Source organism: Pedobacter sp. GW456-11-11-14-TSB4 (assembly GCF_059424425.1).
In genome coordinates, this window is sequence record NZ_JBWKZK010000002.1 from 662,629 (window position 1) to 685,699 (window position 23,071).

The 23,071-nt window shown below is 34.2% G+C and carries 21 protein-coding genes; 11 read left to right on the plus strand and 10 right to left on the minus strand.

The genetic code is table 11. The annotated features are described in order from the left end of the window. Positions 1–46: 46 nt before the first annotated feature. Genes AC07XU_RS10255 through AC07XU_RS10265 form a run of 3 tightly spaced genes read right to left on the minus strand, consistent with a single transcriptional unit; the run spans position 47 to position 6,093 of the window. The gene (locus tag AC07XU_RS10255) at positions 47–1,459 is read right to left on the minus strand and encodes a PKD domain-containing protein (RefSeq protein WP_494943556.1); all 1,413 of its coding nucleotides are present in this window, start codon (positions 1,457–1,459) and stop codon (positions 47–49) included. 11 nt (positions 1,460–1,470) lie between these two features. Then, positions 1,471–2,982 carry a RagB/SusD family nutrient uptake outer membrane protein gene (locus AC07XU_RS10260; protein ID WP_494943557.1) on the minus strand — a complete coding sequence of 504 codons (1,512 nt, stop codon included), beginning with the start codon at positions 2,980–2,982 and terminating at the stop codon, positions 1,471–1,473. A 9-nt stretch (positions 2,983–2,991) separates the two neighbouring features. Further along, complete coding sequence (locus AC07XU_RS10265) at positions 2,992–6,093, minus strand: SusC/RagA family TonB-linked outer membrane protein (protein ID WP_494943558.1); 3,102 nt, start codon at positions 6,091–6,093, stop codon at positions 2,992–2,994. 274 nt (positions 6,094–6,367) lie between these two features. On the opposite strand from AC07XU_RS10265, the gene AC07XU_RS10270 reads away from it, so the two are divergent. Further along, positions 6,368–9,259, plus strand: a complete 2,892-nt coding sequence (locus AC07XU_RS10270) for a triple tyrosine motif-containing protein (RefSeq protein ID WP_494943559.1) — start codon at positions 6,368–6,370, stop codon at positions 9,257–9,259. On the opposite strand, the gene AC07XU_RS10275 is transcribed toward AC07XU_RS10270, so the two are convergent. The 4 genes from AC07XU_RS10275 to trpS form a co-directional block, all read right to left on the minus strand. Further along, entirely contained in the window at positions 9,256–9,780 is a 525-nt protein-coding gene (locus tag AC07XU_RS10275) for a hypothetical protein (protein ID WP_494943560.1), read from the minus strand. The genes AC07XU_RS10270 and AC07XU_RS10275 overlap by 4 nt on opposite strands. Before the next feature lie 36 nt (positions 9,781–9,816). Continuing rightward, positions 9,817–10,545, minus strand: coding sequence for a 3-deoxy-manno-octulosonate cytidylyltransferase (kdsB, locus tag AC07XU_RS10280; protein WP_494943561.1), 729 nt, complete (start codon positions 10,543–10,545; stop codon positions 9,817–9,819). Between the two features lie 196 nt (positions 10,546–10,741). Beyond that, positions 10,742–11,356, minus strand: coding sequence for a deoxynucleoside kinase (locus AC07XU_RS10285; protein WP_494943562.1), 615 nt, complete (start codon positions 11,354–11,356; stop codon positions 10,742–10,744). Positions 11,357–11,443: 87 nt separating this feature from the next. After that, positions 11,444–12,442 carry a tryptophan--tRNA ligase gene (gene trpS / locus AC07XU_RS10290; RefSeq protein ID WP_494943563.1) on the minus strand — a complete coding sequence of 333 codons (999 nt, stop codon included), beginning with the start codon at positions 12,440–12,442 and terminating at the stop codon, positions 11,444–11,446. 958 nt (positions 12,443–13,400) lie between these two features. Between trpS and AC07XU_RS10295 the strand changes: the two genes are divergently transcribed. From AC07XU_RS10295 to AC07XU_RS10325, 7 genes are all read left to right on the plus strand, one after another. Next, entirely contained in the window at positions 13,401–14,120 is a 720-nt protein-coding gene (locus AC07XU_RS10295) for a lysophospholipid acyltransferase family protein (protein ID WP_494943564.1), read from the plus strand. Beyond that, the gene (gene gatC / locus AC07XU_RS10300; protein ID WP_494943565.1) at positions 14,120–14,410 is read left to right on the plus strand and encodes an Asp-tRNA(Asn)/Glu-tRNA(Gln) amidotransferase subunit GatC; all 291 of its coding nucleotides are present in this window, start codon (positions 14,120–14,122) and stop codon (positions 14,408–14,410) included. Before AC07XU_RS10295 ends, gatC begins: the two co-directional genes overlap by 1 nt. Before the next feature lie 109 nt (positions 14,411–14,519). Beyond that, on the plus strand, positions 14,520–15,278 hold the full coding sequence (locus AC07XU_RS10305; protein WP_494943566.1) for an ABC transporter ATP-binding protein: 759 nt from the start codon (positions 14,520–14,522) through the stop codon (positions 15,276–15,278). 71 nt (positions 15,279–15,349) lie between these two features. Further along, entirely contained in the window at positions 15,350–15,898 is a 549-nt protein-coding gene (locus AC07XU_RS10310) for a cob(I)yrinic acid a,c-diamide adenosyltransferase (protein WP_494943567.1), read from the plus strand. An 87-nt stretch (positions 15,899–15,985) separates the two neighbouring features. After that, positions 15,986–16,207, plus strand: a complete 222-nt coding sequence (locus AC07XU_RS10315) for a DUF2795 domain-containing protein (RefSeq protein ID WP_008240955.1) — start codon at positions 15,986–15,988, stop codon at positions 16,205–16,207. Positions 16,208–16,353: 146 nt separating this feature from the next. Continuing rightward, positions 16,354–16,506 (plus strand): lmo0937 family membrane protein, encoded by a 153-nt coding sequence (locus tag AC07XU_RS10320; protein WP_494943568.1) that lies wholly within the window; start codon positions 16,354–16,356, stop codon positions 16,504–16,506. A gap of 20 nt (positions 16,507–16,526) precedes the next feature. Beyond that, complete coding sequence (locus AC07XU_RS10325; protein ID WP_494943568.1) at positions 16,527–16,679, plus strand: lmo0937 family membrane protein; 153 nt, start codon at positions 16,527–16,529, stop codon at positions 16,677–16,679. Between the two features lie 53 nt (positions 16,680–16,732). Here the strand turns inward: AC07XU_RS10325 and AC07XU_RS10330 are convergent, their stop codons facing one another. Both AC07XU_RS10330 and queA read right to left on the minus strand, forming a co-directional pair. Further along, positions 16,733–17,398 carry a 2-C-methyl-D-erythritol 4-phosphate cytidylyltransferase gene (locus AC07XU_RS10330; RefSeq protein ID WP_494943569.1) on the minus strand — a complete coding sequence of 222 codons (666 nt, stop codon included), beginning with the start codon at positions 17,396–17,398 and terminating at the stop codon, positions 16,733–16,735. Between the two features lie 71 nt (positions 17,399–17,469). Further along, positions 17,470–18,519: a tRNA preQ1(34) S-adenosylmethionine ribosyltransferase-isomerase QueA gene (gene queA / locus AC07XU_RS10335; protein WP_494943570.1), complete on the minus strand. Its 1,050-nt coding sequence runs from the start codon at positions 18,517–18,519 to the stop codon at positions 17,470–17,472. A gap of 498 nt (positions 18,520–19,017) precedes the next feature. Here queA and AC07XU_RS10340 point away from each other — a divergent pair, with 498 nt between their 5' ends. After that, on the plus strand, positions 19,018–20,262 hold the full coding sequence (locus AC07XU_RS10340; RefSeq protein WP_494943571.1) for an ABC transporter permease: 1,245 nt from the start codon (positions 19,018–19,020) through the stop codon (positions 20,260–20,262). Between the two features lie 85 nt (positions 20,263–20,347). Here the strand turns inward: AC07XU_RS10340 and AC07XU_RS10345 are convergent, their stop codons facing one another. Beyond that, positions 20,348–21,544 carry a pyridoxal phosphate-dependent aminotransferase gene (locus tag AC07XU_RS10345; RefSeq protein ID WP_494943572.1) on the minus strand — a complete coding sequence of 399 codons (1,197 nt, stop codon included), beginning with the start codon at positions 21,542–21,544 and terminating at the stop codon, positions 20,348–20,350. Positions 21,545–21,659: 115 nt separating this feature from the next. Here AC07XU_RS10345 and AC07XU_RS10350 point away from each other — a divergent pair, with 115 nt between their 5' ends. Next, on the plus strand, positions 21,660–22,637 hold the full coding sequence (locus tag AC07XU_RS10350) for a cation diffusion facilitator family transporter (RefSeq protein ID WP_494943573.1): 978 nt from the start codon (positions 21,660–21,662) through the stop codon (positions 22,635–22,637). Further along, a complete protein-coding gene (locus tag AC07XU_RS10355; protein WP_494943574.1) occupies positions 22,634–23,068 on the plus strand; it encodes an NUDIX hydrolase in 435 nt (144 codons plus the stop codon). Before AC07XU_RS10350 ends, AC07XU_RS10355 begins: the two co-directional genes overlap by 4 nt. Positions 23,069–23,071: the final 3 nt, after the last annotated feature.

Here is a 23,071-nt window from a genome sequence, read left to right on the forward strand (position 1 = left end):
TATTTTAACCCCTGTTTGGTTGTTAAGCCAAACAGGAGTGTTATTATTAATTAAATTCAAAGTCATCAATATAGAAAATACCAGGATGTGGATGTCCTTCGCCTCCTAATTGAATAACGATTTTATCGTAAAGTGTTTGTGAAGCTGATCCAGAAAAATCAAATTCTAATTGTACCCATTGATTTTGCTGACTTACCGTAATTACTTTAGCTATTTCGATTTGAGTTTGCCATGCATTGCCGCCTAACAAAGAGTTTTGAAGTTTTACAGCAACTTTTGGCTCTACTTTAGTAAAATCATTAGCGCCAGAAACAAAAACTTTTAGACGAATTTTGTTTTTCGCAGTTAAATCAAAACGATATGGCATTGTAATATTTAAGTTTCCATATTGTCCATCATTACCTGATCTTTTTTCATAATATCCAACAGTTGTTGAGGTATTTACACCGATACGGAAAGGGTTGGTATAACCTCTAGAGAAATCCATATTTTCTGCACCCCAAGCTATAGAATTGGTTGACGTAAAAGCATCTGTTAAGTTTGCAGCTTGAATTGGTTTTTGTACAGGAGGAACTACTGGTCTAACATAACCTTTTCTAATTAATTTTAAATACCAGGCATTACCAGCATTAGCTTTATCTAAACATCTCAACCACATTTCATCAGCTGTTAAGCTTAAAATTTGATATTGAGAAACACCTAAATAATAAGCGATAAAACCATTATTGCTGATGGTAATGTATTTTGCTCCGTTATTTTCAGTAACTAACCATGTTAAGTTAGTTGCTGGTGTATAAGCTACTGATGGATCACCTCCGCCTGTTGGACCACCAATACCTGCAGCGTTAGATGCATTTGCAAAAGTAGTACCATTGTTAGCATACGTATATTTCAATGCATTCATGTTAAATGTCATTTCATCATCGTAAAAGCCATCTGCCGCTTTTTCATTAGGGCCAGCTTGGTACCACTCTGGTGTTTGCGAACCAATTGGACCAACACCTAAATGACCAACTTGTGTTTGATCAATTACCCAAGTTTTACCGTTAGCATTTGTTAAACCACCAGATAATAAAGTAAAAGCTGGATCTGTTAACATGGCCGGATTAGTTGAAGCTATAGTTACCGTTTTGGTACTTGATGCATAACCACCATCAGTAACAATGGTTAATTTAACGGTGTAAGTTCCAGCTAATGGATACGATGCTTGTGGAGTATTTCCTTCGGCTGTTGCACCATTACCAAAATCCCATATGGCTTTAAAACCCGGTGAAGTATTAGTGAATTGGATCACATTTGCATTAGTAGCGGTTGGTGTTGCTGTAAACTGAACTTGAGCAGAAGTAGGAGCAGCCCCTAATTCGCCATCAACTCCCGATTTTTTACAAGAACCCAAAGTAAGCATCAATCCTAAGCTTACCCAGATTGATGTTTTTATAGTGTATTTTAATGTTTTCATTTTTTTAATGATTAATTATAACCTGGATTTTGAGTAATAATACCTTTAGTAATATCTATTTCTGTTTGTGGAATTGGTAGATACTCACTTTTGTTAGCTTTAAAACCTACCGGACCTAAAACCGTTACTGCTCTACCGGTACGAACCAAATCAAAGAAACGGTGTCCTTCAGTTGCCAATTCTAATCTGCGTTCGTTGTAAATATTATCTAACGTTACCGGTACAGAAGTTAAACCAACTCTTCCTCTAACTGCGTCTAATAATTCTTTAGCTCTTGTAGGGTTTTGGTTTGCTTTTACTAAAGCTTCTGCCTGCATTAAATAAGTATCAGCTAATCTGATTTCGATCTCATTAATTGGCCAGTTTTGCTCAGCTACACCACTCGCAGAGCGGAAAGCTTTTAAGGGAGCATACTTTTTAATAAAGTAATCAGTGTTTTGGTAACGAGCATTGTAAGTTGCACCTCCAGCTTTTAAAGCTGCACCATCAATTATAGTTGCAGCAAAGCGAGGATCTGTTTTCATAACATTAACTAAATCTAATGTAACAGGGCAAAAGCCCCATCCGCTTGAGTAAGTATCGCCATTGTAGCTATCCATTCCGATAAACTGAGTACCAACGTTACCTTCGCCACCATTAATCCATCCCCAATCTCCCCAAGCTGCATTGTTAGAGTGAGGTATTTCTAGAATAGATTCACTGTTAAATTTATTTGCTGGATTAAAAATATCAGCATAAACTGGTACTAAAGAATAGCCATAAGCATTACCAACTTTATTTACATCTTCGAATAAAGTAATAGCTTCAGCTAGTTTAGTATTGTCATTTTGGTACAATAAAACTTTACCAAGTTGAGCTTTTGCAGCACCTTGAGAAATTCTACCTTTTTCTGCCGAAGAAATGGTTGCCGGTAAGTTAGGATAAGCTTCTCTCAAATCTTTCTCTATTTGAGCATAAATTTGAGCAGGTGTTGATTGTGCTTGTTTATAAAGATCAGCAGTTGGAAGTACTGCTGTGATTAATGGAACTCTACCGAACCATCTAACCAAATCAAAATAGAAATAAGCTCTCAAGAATTTTGCTTCTGCAGTTACTCTAGCTTTAAATGGTGCACTTAAAGTAGTAGCACTTTCAATTTTGCTTAAAATTAAGTTAGCACGATTGATACCCGTAAAGTTTTTGCTCCATAATCCACCTTGTGGACCAATTCTTGGATCCATGTTAAAATTATCATAAGCAACCCAATTTGGTTGATCTGAGGCATTACTACCACCTGCCCAAGTATCATCTGACGCAGCACTTAATAAAGGCATTTTCATGGTATAACCACCTGTAGTACCCCATTGCATAACATCATATACTGAGATTACACCTTGCATTACTTCAGTTTCATTTTTGTAGAAATTGTCTTCTAGAGCTGTTCCTCTTGGAGTTAGCTCCAAAAAATCCTTTTTACATGATACGAAAACCTGCATCATTGCAACTATTGCAATGGTACATTTGATATATTTATTTTTCATCATTTTATTTTATTAAAAACCAACATTTATGCCTGCAAAAAATGTTCTTGCTTGTGGGTAAAAACCACGATCTACACCAAAACTACCACCACCAATTTCTGGATCGTAACCTGTGTATTTAGTGAAGGTAACCAAGTTGTTAGCCATTACATAAAATCTAAGTTTGCTTAATCCAGCTTTGCTAATTAAAGAAGTTGGTAAAGAATATCCTACTTGCAAAGTTTTAATTCTGAAATAAGATGCATCTTCTAAAAATAAACTAGATACACGGCTGTAGTTTTTATTGTCATCTTGCAACGTTAAACGTGGTGTTACATTACTAGTTCCTTCACCTCTCCATCTGTCTAATATTGCAGTGGTGTAGTTTGCGGTTGGTAAGTCAAATCTTCTTAATGCATTAAATACTTGGTTACCAGCAACGCCTTGACCTAACATTACAAAATCAAAGCCTTTGTATGCAGCATTTATAGTAAAACCGTAAGTGAAATCAGGTGTTGGATCACCAATTATTTCTCTGTCATTATCACTAATTAAACCATCGCCATTTAAATCGATGAATTTGATATCACCAGGTTTTGCATTAGGTTGGATTAATGTACCTCCAGCATTTTTGTAATTGTTAATTTCTGTTTGGTTTTGGAATAAACCATTGCTTCTATATCCGAAGAAAGAACCAATTGCGTGACCAACCATTGTACGAGTTACCTCTAAACCTTGTGGCGTAACTGTTTGTCCGCCTAAGAATTGTTTTTCATCACCTAAGAAATCGATGTTATTTGTTAAGAATGAACCGTTAGCGGCAACTTTGAAAGACAATTCGCCAATTCTTTTATTGTAACCTAATTCTAACTCGAAACCTCTGTTAGATAAATCAGCAATGTTACCAATCGGACCAGAGTTACCAACGTAGCCAGGTACATCAATTTGTAATAACATACCAGAAGTTTTTTTGTGATACCAATCTGCAGTAATGGTAAAGTTTCCAAATAATGTTGCATCTAAACCAATATCAGTTGATGAAGTTTCTTCCCATCTTAAATCTGGGTTTGATAAAGCATCTGGACTAACTCCGTTGTTTAAACCAGCAGAAGTACCTAAAGTATAATTTCTACCACCACTAACTGTTGATAAATATCTAAAATCTCCGATGTTATCGTTACCAGTAACACCATAAGAACCTCTAAACTTTAAGAAAGTTACTACGTTGTTTTGAGGGAAGAAACTCTCTTTACTTGCAATCCATCCCACTGAACCTGAAGGGAAATAACCGTATTTATTATTTGGACCAAAACGTGATGAACCATCTCTACGGATAATACCTGTGAATAAGTATTTTTCGTTAAAATCGTAAGTTAAACGAGCAAATGTAGAGTTCAACGTATTTAAATATTCTCCACCGTAAAATACATCATTAGCTCTTGATACAGGGAATTGTAAAGAAGCATCTTTGATATTCGTTACAGGAATTCCGTCTTTTGTACCACCATTGGTCTCTCCTTTATTCTTTTGAGCAGAATAACCTAATAACACTGTGAAATTATGCTTGTTAATTTGTTTGTTATAGCTAACTGTGTTTTCTAATGACCAAAATAAGCCTCTGTTTGAGTTTCTGTTATAAGAAGTTATAGTAGTTTGGTTGATAGAGTTTAAATAGTAAATAGGAGTGAAGCCTTCACTGCCCCAAAAAGCTAAATCTACACCGCCTTGTGATCTAAATTTTAAACCTTTAATTGGTTCAACTTCTACAAACGCGTTACCAACAATTTTATCAGACCAACCTCTACCTTGCGCCACAGCTAAAGCCGCAACAGGGTTTAAAATTTCAGATTGTGCATATTCTGAAATCCCGTAAGGTAAACCTTGCGCATTTCTAACTACCGGATTGTTTACATAAATAGGTAAGTTAATTCTTGCCGGATCAGTTTCTACTATCGGTGTTAATGGATCGATATTGATTGCTCTACCAAGCGGAGAACCATATTCTGTATTTGTACCAACACCTACAGAATTGGTACGAGTATAACCAATAGTTTGACCAAATTTTATCGCTTTAGTGATTTGATGATCTGAATTGAAACGAGCAGTAAATCTTTTATACTGCGAATTACTTGTTGCCACAATACCATCTTGATCGAAATAACCAAATGAGCTGTAGTAAGTAGATTTTTCGCCACCGCCGCTTAAGCTTAATTCATGATTTTGAATTTTAGCACTGTTATTAAATACTGCAGCTTGCCAATCTGTTCCTTCTCCAAATTGCGATGGATTTGGGAAACGTGGCGTACCAACATTAGGATTTGCAGCAAATTGAGCTTCGTTGTATAACGTTGCATATTGGGTAGCATTTAACAAATCTAATTTTCTTGCCGGTGCTTGTGTACCTAAATAAGTATTATAGTTAACACTCATTTTACCGCTTCTTGTACCTTTTTTTGTCGTAACAATAACCACACCGTTTGCAGCTCTAGCTCCATAAATAGCTGCTGATGCTGCATCTTTTAAAACTTCGATAGATTCGATATCAGCTTGATTTAAATAATCAATACCGCCACCAACTTGCACTCCATCAACAATATATAATGCTTCACTATTGTTAATTGAAGTAGTACCTCTAATACGTAAGGTAGCTCCATCACCTGGCTGACCAGAACTTGTAGTAATGGTTAAACCTGATGTTCTACCTTGTAATGATTGCTCAATACGCATAACAGGCATGTTTTCTAAATCTGAGGCCTTAACCTGAGAAATTGCACCAGTTACTACACTTTTCTTTTGTGTACCATAACCAACCACTACAACTTGATCTAAATCACTTGCAGCATCTAATAAAATAACATTGATTGGCTGACTGTTATTAACCGCAATCGTTTGCGATGCCATACCGATTAAAGAGAATACTAAATTTGTACCAGCTTTTGGTACTGCAATTCTAAATTCTCCATTTGGATTTGTTGCAACACCATTTTTGGTGCCTTGGATTAAAACGGAAACGCCCGGAATGGGTAAGCCGTCTTTGGAAGTAACTTTTCCTGTCACGTTAATTTCTTGTGCCCTTGTGGCCAAAGAAAATAGCATGGAAAACAGCAAAAGAATGAACGTAGATTTTCCTTTCATAACAAATAATTTAAGTTTATAATTTGGTTAAAGTAATTGCTCAGTTGTACTAATTATGTAGCACAATTTTGCAAGCATTATGAAACAAATATAGCTCTAGCATTTTCTTTGAGAGAAAATTTGGCTACTACAATACCCATACAATAACAACTTTTTTCTTTAAAAATGAAGCCAAATAGCAATGTTTAACTACAACATTAAAATTTTTGCTATCTTCATGCCAATTGCCATTTGCAATATTAAACTAGATATAAACTTTTTCACAATTGAACAAATGAGATATCTCTATTTCTTATTTCTATACTTATTTATGCCAGCTATTTTGGTTAAGGCGCAAGGCCCAATAGGTTTGCCTCAAGTAAGTAGTTTTAGCAATTTGCAATATAAAGGTGGTACACAAAATTGGGGCATTACTCAAGATAAAAATGGTATTCTTTATTTTGCGAACAATGAGGGATTGATTACATATAATGGTGCTTACTGGAAATCGTACTTGCTGCCTAATAAAACTGTTGTTCGCTCCGTTAAAATTAGTACAGACGGTAAAATTTATGTCGGTGGTCAGGATGAGCTTGGTTATTTTTTTCCAAATGAAAGTGGTACGCTAATCTATCATTCTATTAAAGACCTTATCCCGGCAGGTGAAAGACAGTTTGCAGATATTTGGGATATTCATTTATCAAACGACGAGATCTTTTTTAGAACAGTTAATAAGATTTTCAGATTAAAAAATAATAAAATTGATGTTTACATTACTCGAAACGCATGGGTATATGCAGGTATAGTAAATAAAGAATTGCTTGCACATGAAAATAAAGTTGGATTAAAATATTTTAAAAATGGCCAATGGCTTGTTAAGTGCGATGATAAACGGATTTTAAACTCAACCATTACCGCTATATTACCATACAATGCTGATACTTTATTAATTACGACCTTAAAAAATGGTTTGTTCTTATTAAAAGGTAATCAGTTAATTGAAAAAAGAACCATTAACGATAAGATATTTGCAAATGACAGAATTAATTGCGCATTAAAAATCAATGAAAATTTATACGCTTTAGGTACAACTTCATCCGCATTGCTCATTATTAATAAACAAGGTATAATTGAAAGGCAGTTTTCTTATGCTGAAGGTTTAAATAATAATAATATAAGAAGTGTTTTATTAGATCAGCACCAAAATTTATGGTTGGGTTTGGATGATGGTATTTCATTTATTGCCTTTAATAGCGCAATCAAGCACATTTATCCCGATAGGAATAAGCAAGTTTCTAGTTATGCAACAAAGATTTTTAACAATAAACTTTATATAGGTACTTCTAATGGTTTATTAGCTGCTCCAATTGATCTAAGTGTTGATGATTTAAGTAATTCTCAAGCAAAATTTACTGAAGTAGCCAATTCAAAAGGCCAGACTTGGGGTTTGACTGAGGTTAACAAACATTTATTATTGGCCAATGAAGATGGAGGCTACGAAATTAATGATTATAGTGCTACTCAACTTTATAGCGGTTTAGGAACATGGTTATTCGCCTCACTCTCTAAAGATAATGAAGATGATCAAGTTGTAGCTGGTACTTACACAGGTTTAGAATTATTAGGCTATAATAATGCGATTTTTAGTACAAAAGGAACATTATCTGCATTGAATGAGCCATTGAGGTTTATTGCCGTAGATCATCAATTAAATTGTATTTGGGCATCACATCCATATAGAGGGATTTATAAGTTAGATCTTTCTGCCAATAAAGAAAAGATTATTAAAACAACCTTGCTGACTAAAAATGATGGACTTCCTAAAACACTTTACAATTACATCTTCAAAATTAAAGGTAAAATAGTTGCAGCTACCGCAGATGGTATTTATGAATACAATAATGCAAAGAAGCGATTTTATCAAAGCTCATTGTTTAGACCCATATTTAAAAACATGTCTATTCAGTTGTTAACTGAAGATAAGGATGGAAATGTATGGTTTGTTTCAGAAAAACGAGTTTGTGTTGTAGATTTTAAGAAGAAACTTGATTTAAAGAATTTTACAATAGTAGAATTTCCTGAACTAACCTCTAAAATATTGGCAGGTTTTGAAAATATCTATCCATATAATGAAAGAAACATTTTTATAGGCGCAAATAAAGGCTTAATTCACATCGATTATCGAAAATATGCAGCTAACATTTATAAACCTAACGTTTTGCTTGGACAGATCAAAATTATCGGCAAAACCGATAGTGTATTTTTTGGGGGATATTACAGCAAAGAAGAAAATACAGTCAAAAAATTAGCATTCGAGTATAATTCTATGCATTTCGAATATGCATCAACATTGTATGAACAGAAACAAAACATCGAATATAGTTATCAATTAAAAGGTTATGATGATGAATGGTCATCGTGGAGTAGTAAAAGTGAAAAGGATTATACCAATTTACCTCACGGAAAATATACATTTTTAGTAAAAGCCAGAAATAATTTAGGTAATGAATCTGAGCCAACAAGTTATAGCTTCGTAATTTCTCCACCATGGTATAAAAGCAATTTAGCCTATGTATTTTATTTTTTAATTTTTGGCTGTCTGGTATATCTGCTTATTAAGTTGCAAGAAAAGGAACATTTAAAACAACAAGATAAATTAAGGCAAAAGCACCAATTAGAAATAGAAAGAAACGAGCAACAAATTACTAAACTGCAAAAAAAGCAATTAGAAGCCGATGTTGAATTTAAAAATAAGGAGTTGGCAACAACAACAATGCATTTGGTACAAAGGGGCAAGTTGCTATCTAAAATTGGAGATGAACTTTTGCCTTTGGTTGAACAAACTACAAGTAAAGATACTGCCAATGACTTAAAGAAAGTTATCAGGCTACTTAATGAAGCCAAAAAATTAGACAATGATTGGAATCAATTTGCTATACACTTTGATCATGTGCATGCAAATTTTTTGACTAATTTAAAAAATAATTTCCCGAATTTAAGTCCGAGTGATTTGAAACTCTGTGCTTACTTAAAGCTCAATCTATCATCTAAAGAAATTGCACAATTATTAAATATTACGCCCAGAGCAGTAGAAGTAAGCAGGTATAGGTTAAGAAAAAAATTGGCCCTAAAACCAGAAGTAAATCTATTTGATTTCTTGTTGAACAATGCAGTGAAAACTACTTAACAACACTTGTAATAAACTTTTACTTTTTGTTCTTTAACAGACCAAGCAATGTAAATGCTTTTGTCTTTACCTAAACTAAAATAAAATCCATTGAGTTTTGTCTGTTTAAGTTCATTGTAAAAAGCTTCGTCAGGTGTGTTGTCATCTAGATCTTGCTCATCTGTTACAGCTGGTTCCAGAAAGTGTTCTTCAGTAAAAAAGGCATTAATTTGCTTGTTTATAAAAGCAATTTTATCGTTCTCTTTTTTTAAATCTTCACTATCCAAATAGCTTTTTAATAATTCTGAACCTGTAATGGTTTTCTGGTAAATTTCTTTACCATTAAAATTGTTAATTGTAAATTTTAAAATCATGTCTTCAGATTTTTCGCCACTTAGGGTAACCTTAAACGTATCCAACTTTAAAGTATCGCTAAAAGCAAATGTTTTAGACATTTCAGTTATTGCTTCTACCTTCTTTTCATTTTTACACGCAGCAAAGCAAACTAAAAGCAAAAAGGGTAGTAGGTAAGATTTCTTCATGGTAGGCTTGATTAATCCCGAAGATAAAAAAATATCTTAAAAAATAATTTTCTGCAAATCTTCTGGAGTATCAATAGCTATGGTTTCTAATCCAGTAACTTTGGTTGCAATTTGATAGCCATTTTCTAACCAACGTAATTGTTCTAGGCTTTCTGCTAGTTCTAAGGATGATGGCTTAAGCTGGGTTATTTCAAGTAAGGTTTGTGTGGTGTAACCGTAAATCCCAATGTGTTTATAAAATTGATGAGCTGTTACCCAATCTCCTTGCTTTTTCGCATTGCGGATATAAGGAATAGGCTGTCGACTAAAATAAATAGCTTGTTGTTTTGAATTGATGACAACCTTCGGGATGTTAGCATTAAACAGTTCCTCGTCGGTATGAATTTCCTTAATTAAAGTTGCAAGCTGAATATTTTTATCTGTAAAACAAGAGCGTACCAAGGCAATTTGAGTAGGATCAATAAATGGTTCATCTCCCTGTATATTAATTACAACATCGTAACCAGGTAATTTTTTAGCCACTTCAGCACAACGATCGGTACCACTTTGGTGCTCGGTACTAGTCATGATAACTTTTCCACCAAAAGCTTCAATAACCGATGATATTCTTTCATCGTCAGTAGCTACAACAACCTCATCCAAATCGCATTTTTTGGCTTGTTCATAAACGCGTTGTATCATGGTTTTGCCTGCAATATCAACCAACGGTTTTGCCGGAAACCGGGTAGAAGCATAGCGAGCTGGAATAATACCTATGGTCTTCATCGTGTAATTATTGATAGCAAAATGATTAAAGCAAGTATTAAAAATGATGCGATGTGTACAGTTGGGTGAGCAAAATTAAATGTCCAACCCAACATTTGATTTCTTTTGGGCACTACATACCTAAAATCTTTTTTATTGAAATAAAAAATACCCCACTTCCAATTTTCAGGATTTTCATGTTGGAAGTCCTTCATGTCTAAAACAAACCGTTAATTTCAGCGTCTATAGATTGGATAACTATTCCTAAATCTTCAGGATTGTTCGTGAAATCAAGTTTGTCTTTATCTAAAATTAAAAGCTTGCCTAAACTATAATCTTTAATCCAGGCTTCGTATTTTTCATTTAATTTCGATAAATAATCAATTCTAATACTAGCTTCATATTCTCTACCTCGGCGTTGTATATTGTTAACAAGCGTAGGTACCGAAGCTCTTAAATAAACCAACAAATCTGGTGGTTTAATAAAAGAAGTAATATTGCTAAAAATAGCTCTATAATTATCATGATCGCGAGAAGTCATTAGACCCATTTCATGCAAATTTTCTGCAAAAATGTGGGCATCTTCATAAATAGTACGATCTTGAATTACGTTTCTTTTGTTGGTTTCTATTTCTACAATCTGCTGAAAACGACTGTTTAAGAAATAAATTTGAAGGTTAAAACTCCAACGCTTCATGTCGCCATAAAAATCCTCCAAATAGGGGTTGTTATCAACAGCTTCATATAAAGCTTCCCATCCGTAATTTTTGGCCAACAAACTTGTTAATGTTGTTTTACCGGCACCAATATTTCCAACTATGGCTATATGCATATTTTTTTTGATATGAGATATTAGATATGAGATATGAGTTTAGATAAGCGTTCTCAAATCTAACTTCTCACATCTCAAATCTATCAATTAAAAACTTCTAAACCCAATTAATTCTCTTACTTCTCTGATGGTTTTTTGAGCACTTTCTCTTGCCTTTAAAGCACCATGCCTAGCCACCTGACGTAAATAAGCGGTATCTGCAGCAATCTCATTAATTCGCTCTCTCATAGGTGCGGTAGTAACAATCATATCTTCTGCCAATTGCTTCTTAAAATCGCCATAACGGATTGCCATTTTATTGTATTGCTCATCAAAATGTGCTAAAGTATCTTCAGATGATACAATTTTCATTAAATCGAATAAGTTTTGGATCGCCTCTGGCTTTTCTTGAAACTCTGCTGTTGGTCCACTATCTGTAATTGCTCTCGAAACTTTTTTGCGGATAACTTCTGGCGAATCAGATAAATTGATAACATTTCCTTCTCCTTCAGATTTACCCATTTTACCTTTACCATCTAAACCAGGCACCTTCACTAAGTTTTTTGAGTAGCTAAAAGCGTAAGGCTCTGGAAAATATTCTTGATTGTATAATCTGTTAAAACGATTGCCAAAAGTACGAGCCATTTCTAAATGTTGCTCTTGGTCCTTACCAACAGGCACTTTGGTAGCTTTATGTATTAAAATATCTGCAGCCATTAAAACAGGGTAGGTTAATAAACCTGCATTAACATTATCTGGGTTAGCCCTCACCTTATCTTTAAAGGAAGCGCTACGCTCTAATTCGCCCATGTAAGCGTTCATATTCAAATACAAATACAATTCTGCAATTTCTGGCACATCAGATTGTACATATATAGTAGACGCTTCTGGGTCAATTCCGCAAGCTAAATACTCTACCAAAACATGTTTTACGTTACCATGTAAGTCGGCAGGAGTAGGGTGTGTTGTTAATGAATGTAAATCGGCTATAAAAAAATAACAGTTATACTCATTTTGCATTTGTATAAAGTTTTTTAAGGCGCCGAAATAGTTTCCCAAGTGTAATTTGCCTGTAGAACGGATACCGCTCACTACTGTTTCTTTCATAATTGCCGAAATTAAGAAAAAACCTAAACATGAAATTTAATTATTTACTTTTTGTTCAATAATAGTTCATTAGTTGAATTGGTTTCTCAAGAAGTCTCATCGTGTTGACACATCTTTTTGCTCATTGTATTTTGGCAAAATACTAGGTTCAGTTAATATATTTCTGTCTTGAGCTAAGAACGCGTCAAACCCAAGTGCCAAACTGATCAAAAAAACAGGAGCACCACAGAACAAATAGCACTACCAAACCTTAAACGCAATGGTTTTGTGTTCGAGTTTGTAGATGCTTTAATTTATTGCAACCGAACAAAACGTGCCGCTGTTTTTTTGATGAGCGATGGCCTGTAAAAAGGCACATAGCGGGATTGGCATGCATTTTGGTAACTTTTGATGCCTCAAAAGTAAAATGCCTCGCGGCATAGAGCGAAAAATAGATTAATAATTGTATTTACATGATAGGAGAAGTCGGGATTTCACTTTGCAAAACATTTGCTTATTCGTCGTTTGATTTTTTTTAAGAGCAATGACAATACTCATCGGTTAAGATAGTCCCGCCATCATTCCAAGTCCTCGGTTCGTGCCTCACCTGTGGGCTTTCCATTCTGTCGGGTCTAGTTAACTCGGGTTTTCCTAAATAGGTTGCACCTTAATATTTCATATTTAAGCTAATTTAAGCGTAGGAGGGTATGCCAACGTTGGAATTTGTTTAAGCTGTCCCCGTGGTCTGTGGCACACAGAACACTTTAAAAAAATTAGCTTTTAAAAATTCAAAAGAACTACTGCCTTTGTACTATAAACCCGACCGGAGTAAAAATAATCCATTTCAATCACTCATATTTCCTAACCCACAGGTTTTGGGTTATTGTAACAAAGGGCGGGACTAATTTGCCATAAACTACTGACAAGCTTTTTCAAAAAAATGAAAAAATGATTTGCCATATTTTGTACTTTTGAAACAATGATTAAGCTGCTTAAGAAGTTACACTTCTTTTATTTTATCTTTTGGATTTTATTTTTCTTCTTCCTTTTTTGGCCTATTTACTATTGGAGTAGCAGAAAACCAAGTAGGTATTTACTTTTAAATAGGTTTAGAACCATCCATTCTTTTTTAGGAACTGCCTTATCTGGTGTGTTTTTTAGCTTCGAGTTCGAAAAGCCATTGGCAAATGAAACCTACATTTTTTGTGCTAACCATACTTCTAACTTAGATATTATCTTATTCTGTTTGTTGGCTAAAGGTCGCTTTCATTTTATGGGCAAAGAAGAATTGACTAAAAACCCTGTTTTAGGATTGTTTTTTAGTACAATTGATGTTGCTGTAGCTAGAGAAAGTAAAATTTCTGCATTTAGGGCATTTAAAAAAGCTGGTGAAAATCTTGATAAAGGAATGAGTTTAATCATTTTTCCGGAAGGTAAAATTGATGATTTGTACCCACCAAAGCTGCATGAATTTAAAAATGGACCTTTTAGGTTAGCTATTGAACACAATGTGCCAATTGTGCCTGTAAGTATTAATGTTTGGCAATTGATGTGGGATGATGGTTCGAAATATGGCACTAGACCAGGCATTGGAAAAGTTTATGTGCATGAACCGATTTCAACCGTTATATTAGCAACGGAAAGTGCAGACGTATTAAAGGATGAGGTTTTTAACAAAATTAATAGCAAGTTAAGCTAATGGTAATAGATAAAGAAACTGTAATTAAAGTTGCCGATTTGGCTAGAATAGAAATAAAAGACCAAGAAATTAGTGGTTTAACTGCAGAAATGAACAAAATATTAACGTTTATGGAAAAGTTAAACGAGGTAGATACCACAGGTGTAAAACCTTTAGTTTACATGAATGAGGAAGTAAACGTTTGGAGAGAAGATGTTGCCAAACAGGAGATTACGGTTACTGATGGTTTAAAAAATGCGGCAAAACATAACGAGAGTTATTTCTTTGTTCCAAAAATTATAGAAAAATAGCGTAAGCTGTAACATTTTATGCGGTTTGGGGTCTAAACCAATATACAATACAACCATCAGGATTAAATAAAAAATCTGGATAGTTGCCAAACAAAAAATAGCAACAAGTATGCAAAAAGCTCTAATCAACATTAAAGATATTGGCCGTAAGTACGTTATCGGTTCTGAAGTTATTCATGCGTTAAAATCTGTTAGTTTAGATATTCACAAAGGTGAGTTTGTTGCATTAATGGGGCCATCAGGTTCTGGCAAATCTACTTTAATGAATATTTTAGGCTGCTTAGATACACCTAGTAAAGGTGATTATATTTTAAATGGCACTAACGTAAGTCAAATGTCTGATAATGAGTTGGCTGAGGTTAGAAACAAAGAGATTGGTTTCGTTTTTCAAACGTTTAACTTATTGCCTCGATCAACATCATTAGATAATGTAGCATTGCCTTTAATATATGCGGGTGCTGGCAAGCGAGAACGTGATGAGCGTGCAACTAAAGCTTTAGAAAATGTAGGTTTAGGTAATCGTATTACGCACAAACCGAATGAGCTTTCAGGTGGTCAGCGTCAGCGTGTGGCAGTAGCTAGAGCACTAATTAATAATCCATCTATCATTTTGGCAGATGAACCAACTGGTAACTTAGATACCAAAACATCAATTGAAATTATGGGTTTGCTAGAAGAAATACATAGCAAAGGCAACACCATTATTTTAGTTACGCATGAGGAAGACATTGCGCAACACGCTCACAGAATTGTACGTATGCGTGATGGTTTAATTGAAAAGGATTACGTTAATGAGGATATCAAAACAGTTTCGCCACGTTTGTCTCATTTGAAAAATAAAGGCGACGATTTTGAAAGCATAGTATAAAATAGCTTTGAGATATGAGATATGAGACAATTCAATTCTCATATCTCATATCTCACTTCTCATATCTCATCATGAAAATATACACTAAAACAGGAGATAAAGGCCAAACCTCATTAATTGGTGGTACTCGAGTTCCTAAATATCACCTCAGGATAGAAAGTTACGGCACCGTTGATGAGTTAAATTCTTATATAGGTTTGATCATGTGTCAAGAAATTGATGCTCATTATCAAACCATTTTAAAAGAAATTCAAGATAGGTTATTCACAATTGGATCTTCGTTAGCATCTGATCCAGAAAAGTCTAAAATGAAAATTCCAGACCTTTTGGCTACTGACATCACTTTGTTAGAAAATGAAATGGACCGAATGAATGAGCAGTTACCAGAGCTAAAACATTTTATATTACCAGGTGGAAATACAACTGTATCTTATTGTCATTTAGCTCGTTGCGTATGCAGGAGAGCAGAACGATTGACGGTTCATTTAGCCGAAGAAAGTTTTGTTGACAGCAATATTACAATCTATTTGAACAGGTTAAGCGATTATTTGTTTGTTTTGGCACGAAAACTGAGTGCAGATGCTAAAACGCAAGAAAACGTTTGGCTACCGCGACTTTAAAATGGTGGAAAAAAATATTTGTTTTGCTCATTTTTTTTACCATACTTTTGCGCAAATAGAAAATAGAATAATTTAATAAAGAATAATATGTATTGGACATTAGAATTAGCATCGCACTTGGAAGACGCTCCATGGCCTGCAACAAAAGACGAATTAATTGATTATGGTATTCGTTCTGGTGCACCTGTAGAGGTGATAGAGAATTTACAAGCTTTAGAAGATGATGGTGAGCCTTATGAAACGATAGAAGAAATTTGGCCAGATTATCCTACCAAAGATGATTTCTTCTTCAATGAAGATGAATACTAAAAAATCATAAAAAATTAAAAGTCTCGAAGAAATTCGGGACTTTTTTTATTTCCTATATTTCCTAGAACAATTTAGAGATTGTAGTTGTTAATGCTTAGAAATTAAAAATTATTAATTAAACATTTATCAACTAAAGAAAAAACATCATGGGAAATCTACTTTACATCATCGCAGTAATTTTAGTAATCATTTGGGCTATCAGCTTTTTAGGAGGCTTTTACACAGGTGGTATCATTCATACATTATTGGTAATCGCAATTATTGCTGTTATTTTGAGAGTTATTAGAGGGGCAGCTTAGTCATTTAAAATATAAATATTATGGGAAATCTACTTTATATCATCGCAGTAATTTTAGTAATCATTTGGGCTATCAGCTTTTTAGGAGGCTTTTACACAGGTGGCATTATACACACACTATTAGTTATAGCAATTATAGCTGTAATTTTAAGAGTTATTAGAGGAGCGGCTTAAAACAGTCTAATTCATCAATAAATAAAAAAGAGAAACTGAAAGGTTTCTCTTTTTTATTTCATCAAAAAATTAGCTAACTCTAAATCTTCTTGATATGTAATTTTAAAATTATTTCGCTCTCCTTCTACCAAGTTAATAGCAAATCCTGCGCTTTCAACCACAGAGGCGTCATCCGTAAACTTACTATTATAATGCTGCTGGTAAGCCGCTCTAAGCTGACTAATGTGAAATGTTTGAGGTGTTTGTACCAATACCAGCTCATCTCTATTTACAATTTCGCTTTTGTTATTAGCTACTAATTTTCTTACAGAATCACTTGGTTTAATAACTGCAATGGCATTGCCTAGCTCTTCTGCAATTTGGTATGTAGTATCAATTAGTTTTTGACTAGCCAAAGGTCTAACTGCATCATGAATGGCTACAACCCCCGTTTCTTTAATAGCCATTAAGCCATTTCTTACCGAATGAAAACGCTGATCGCCACCAGGAATAACCAAATGTGGAATATTGAAATTATGTTTTAGGCATAGCTCTTCCCAATAGGTAATAAGGTTATGATTAAGAACTAAAATAAGCTGAGGTTTATAAGAACAGTTAGCGAAGGCTAAAATAGTGTGCATGAGCACTGGTTTGTCCTTAAGCAATAAAAATTGTTTAGCAATTGTGGTTTGCATCCTTGTGCCAGAACCACCAGCAACTATTATTGCGTAGTATTTCATTTTGTTAGTATCAAGATTTAAGTATCAAGTAGCAAGATTAAATCTCGATACTTGATACTTGTTACTTGTGTCTATATAATCAACATCGCATCACCATAACTGTAGAAACGATATTTTTCTTTTAATGCTACTTGATAAGCATTCATTACATTTTCGTAACCACCAAATGCACTTACCATCATTAACAAAGTAGATTCTGGAGTGTGGAAATTAGTAATCATGCAATTAGCAATGCTAAAATCATAAGGAGGGAAGATGAATTTGCTTGTCCAATCGTTAGCAGATTTTAATCTTCTGTTAGATGAAACTGCAGACTCGATAGCACGCATAGATGTTGTACCTACCGCACAAATTCTTCTTTTGTTATCTAATGCATTGTTTACAATATCAGCATCTTTTTGCTCGATGATGAATTGCTCCGAATCCATTTTATGTTTTGTCAAATCTTCTACTTCAACTGGTCTAAAAGTACCTAAACCTACGTGTAAAGTAACTTCAGCAAAATCAACACCCTTTAATTCTAAACGTTTCATTAACTCTCTGCTAAAGTGTAAACCAGCAGTTGGAGCCGCTACAGCACCTTCATGTTTAGCAAAAATGGTTTGGTAACGTTCTTTATCTTGCTCGGTAGCTTTACGTTTAATATATTTAGGAAGTGGAGTTTCACCTAAAATCTCCACGTTTTTTCTAAACTCTTCATCAGTTCCATCAAATAAGAAACGAATTGTACGGCCACGAGATGTGGTATTGTCCACAACCTCTGCAACTAATAGATCGTCATCGCCGAAATACAGTTTGTTACCAACACGAATTTTACGAGCAGGATCTACTAAAACATCCCATAAACGTAATTCTTTGTTTAATTCGCGAAGTAAAAAAACTTCTATCGTTGCGCCAGTTTTTTCTTTATTACCGTATAAACGAGCCGGAAAAACTTTTGTGTTGTTAAGAATCATTACATCCTTATCATCAAAATATCCTAAAACGTCTTTAAAAATCTTATGCTCAATTTTACCACTATCTTTGTGCAAAACCATTAAACGGGCTTCGTCTCTTTGTTCTGCAGGCGTATTCGCTAACAGCGAGTCTGGTAAATTAAACTTAAATTGAGATAACTTCATGTTTATTAATGTAGTAAATTAGGGCGCAAATTTACAAATTATAATTCTTTTTTTGTAATTTATATTGCATTGTTAATACAACTATTACAATTTAAATTTTATTTAGAAAAGCTAGGTAAGTGCTAATCGCTTAATTTGGCCCTGCTGTTCATTACAAGTTTTGTTTGCCCTGCGCAATGTGCCAAAAAACAAAAGCTTTCCATTGCCATCAGGTTTAAGTAGCAGTGTTTTTGCTACTATGAGGGGTTTTATTGCACAAGCCGAAGTTTTTAGACCTGATAGTAGTGCAAATACTTTTTGTTTAATGCGTAGCATACAAAAAGATTGAAACGGATAGCAGGAGTTACTTCAAATTCTGCATTGCTATTGCTCTTCAAAAAAAGATGAAATTGAGGTTTAATAGCTTTTAGAATTACATTTTTTTAGAATTGAATGTATTTTTATTAATATACTGTAAGTGTTGTAACCTTTTTAGGTAATTTTGGTCTAAACAATACTATGATGATATTTAGACTTATAGGCGAAAGTTTCAGGTTTGCTTGGGATGCATTACGCCAAAACAAATTAAGAACTGCTTTATCTTTATTGGGTATAACGATTGGTATTTTTATCATCATTGCGGTTTCTACCGGTGTTGATACCATGCGTGATAAAATACAGAGCAGTGTTGATAAATTAGGTTCTAACACATTGTTTGTACAAAAATGGCCATGGGTTTTTAGTGGTAACTTTCCGTGGTGGAAATATGTAAATCGCCCTGAGCCGTCTTTAAGAGACTATAATGGCTTAAAAGATAGAATGGATATGGCTGTTGGTGTTTGTTACGAGGTAAATGCAAGTAACCGAACTATTAAATATGAAAGCAATTCGGTAGACGGAGCAAACATCAATGCGGCTTCACATGAATATAACAAAACTTGGGATTTAGAATTTCAGGATGGTAGGTATTTTACGGCTAGCGAAAGTCAGTACGGCTCGCCGGTTTGTATTTTAGGTGCAGAAATAGCAGAAGGTTTATTTGATAGCGATAACCCGATAGGTAAACAAATAAAAGTAATGGGACGCAGAGTTACCGTTATTGGTGTTTACAAAAAGGAAGGCGAGGATATGATGGGCATGTCTCAAGACAAAAATGTACTGATCCCCTTAAATTTAGCAAAAGGAATTTTTGATGTTAACAACGAAAGATACAACCCGCAAGTTACCGTAAGAGGCAAAGAAAACATTGCTTTAGAAGAAGTGGAGAGCGAATTGAAAGGTTTAATGCGTTCGATACATAGACTAAAACCTGGTGAAGAAGACGATTTTTCGTTAAACAAAACGACCATGTTGAGCAATCAATTAGATATTATGTTTGGTGTGGTTGATACGGCAGGTTTTATTATTGGTATATTTTCTGTTTTGGTAGGTGGTTTTGGTATTGCAAATATTATGTTTGTTTCTGTTAAGGAGCGTACAAATATTATAGGGATCCAAAAATCATTAGGTGCTAAAAATTACTTTATTTTATTGCAGTTTGTGTTAGAATCTGTAGCACTTTGTCTAATGGGAGGATTACTTGGCTTAGGTTTGGTGTATATTTTAACACTCGTATTCACCTATGTGGTAGATGTTGAAATTATCCTCTACTTCAGAAATATATTAAGTGGTATTGGCTGGTCTGTAGCAATTGGTATTATTGCAGGTTTTTGGCCAGCATTTGCCGCTTCGAGGTTAGATCCGGTTGAGGCCATTAGGTCTTAAGAAGCTGGGAAGGTCTGAGAGTCAGAAAGTCCGGAAGATATTTTGTTCTTCCGGACTTTCGGTCTAAAAACTTTCTGAATATTTTTTATGCTAATTTAGCTAATGCTTCTTTAATTCTTCTTAAAGCCTCAACTAAGCTCTCGTCTGATGCAGCGTAAGAAAGGCGGATGTAATTATTATTACCAAATGAATCGCCGCCTACGGTTGCCACATGGCCAAAGTTTAATAAATATAAAGCTAAATCGGCAGAGTCTTTAATTGTATTTCCATCTGGATCTTTTTTACCAAAAAATGAACTTATTTCTGGGAAAAAGTAAAATGCTCCATCAGGCATATTGGTTTTTACACCCGGAATTTCATTTAGTAAATTAAAAACTAACTCTCTACGTCTTGCGAATGATTTTTTCATTTCAAGTACTGTTTCTAAACCTTGCTCATAAGCTACAATACCAGCACGTTGTGCTATTGAACAAGTTCCAGAGGTAGTTTGTCCCTGCATTTTGTCATTAGCTGCAGCAATTTCTTTATTAGCAGCTATGTAACCTAGTCTCCAACCCGTCATAGCGAAGGCTTTAGAAAAACCATTTACAATAATAACACGGTCTTTGATGCTATCAAATTGAGCAATTGATTCGTGCTTATCTATAAAGTTGATATGCTCATAAATCTCATCAGATAAAATATATACATCTGGATATTTTTCGAATACTCTAACTAAACCTGCTAATTCCTCTCTGCTGTAAACACTTCCGGTAGGGTTACAAGGAGATGAAAACATGAAAAGTTTGGTTTTAGGGGTAATTGCAGCTTCTAATTGCTCTGGTGTGATTTTAAAATCACTTTCGATATCAGTATCGATAAAAACAGATTTACCTTCTGCTAATACAACCATTTCTGAGTACGAAACCCAATAAGGAGTAGGTATAATTACTTCTTCGCCCGGATTAATTAAAGTTAATATCACATTTGATAATGACTGTTTAGCACCAGTTGAAACAACAATTTGAGAGAAGTCATAATCTAAATTGTTTTCTGTTTTCAACTTTTTAGCAATCGCCTTGCGTAATTCTGGATAACCAGGAACTGGAGAATAACGTGTATAATTATCATCTAGCGCTTTTTTAGCTGCTTCTTTAACATGGTCTGGTGTGTTAAAGTCGGGCTCACCGATACTTAAGCTAATAATGTTAATACCTTTTTCGGCTAAATCGCGACCAAGTTTGGTCATTTTAAGTGTAGCTGACTCTGATAAGTTGTTGATTCTTTGAGATAAAACTGCCATAATAAATTTGTGATTGCGCAAATATAAAAACCATATGCTATTAGGCAATAAAAAAGATAGTTTTTATTAAAATTACCATGTTAAACTGTATTTTTGAGGCTCCAAACTCATAAAGTTGCAGCCGAAAAAAAAAGCCATCCTGATTTCACTCTGTGTAAGCATCCTTTTAATGCTTGCCAAGTTTATTGCGTATTTTATTACCAACTCTAATGCAATTTTAACCGATGCTGCAGAAAGCATTGTTAATGTAATTGCCAGTGCATTTGCGTTTTACAGCGTTTATTTAACCACATTACCAAAGGATGAAAATCATCCGTACGGACATGGTAAGGTAGAATTTTTCTCTGCTTTTGTGGAAGGTGTGTTAATTGGTGTTGCTGGCTTAATTATTATTTTTAAATCGAGCTATGATCTTTTTTACCCTAAAGAAATTAAACAACTTTTTGATGGAGCATTAATTATTGGAGCTACAGGAATTGTAAATTTAATAGTTGGATTTTATTTAATTAATACTGGAAAAAGGCATAAATCGTTAACATTGGAAGCTGATGGCAAGCATTTATTAACCGATTCTATAAGCAGTGCAGGTTTAGTTGTTGGCATTTTTGTTATCTATTACACTAAAATGCTCTGGTTAGATAGTGCTATTTCAATTGCCTTGGGTTGCTATATTGTTTTTAATGGTTACAAATTAACCCGAAGATCTGTCGGCGGCTTAATGGATGAAAGCAATATTGAGCTTGTTAAGGATATTGTGGTGATTTTACAGAATAACAGGCAAGATAGCTGGATAGATATTCACAATTTAAGGGCACAGCAATATGGAGCAGATTTGCATATAGATTGCCATGTCACTCTTCCTTATTATTTCGATTTAAATACAGTTCATCAAGAAATATCAAACATAGACAAAACCATTAACGTATCAGGTTCTTATCAAACTGAGCTTTTTATTCATGCTGACCCGTGTTTGTCTGCTTGTTGTAATTATTGCAAAATGCCAAATTGTGGAGTTAGACAGGAAGAGTTTAAAGGTGAAATTGTTTGGGATATGGAAAATGTAACTAAAAACCAAAAGCACTTTAATCAATGAGTTATTTTAATGTAAGGGTTTATGGTTTACTTATTAACAACCAAAACGAGATACTGGTAAGTGATGAATTTGAATACGATCAATATTTTTCTAAGTTTCCGGGCGGTGGTGTCGAGTTTGGTGAAGGTTTAATTGATGCCCTGAAAAGGGAGTTTGTTGAAGAGTGCAATGCAGAAATTGAAGTAGTTGAACATTTTTACACTACAGATTTTTATGAAAAATCTTCATTTAATGATAGTCAGGTTATAAGTGTTTATTATCTTGTTAAAGAGATTAAGCCCTTAGCTTTAAAATTTAAATCGGTTGTTTTTGATTTCGAGGAAGGTTTTAATCAATCTTTTAGATGGGTAAAAATTGATGACATAACGACAAATGACGTAACTTTTAAAACAGACAAAACAGTGGTTGATATGTTAAAGAAGAAGTTTTAAAAA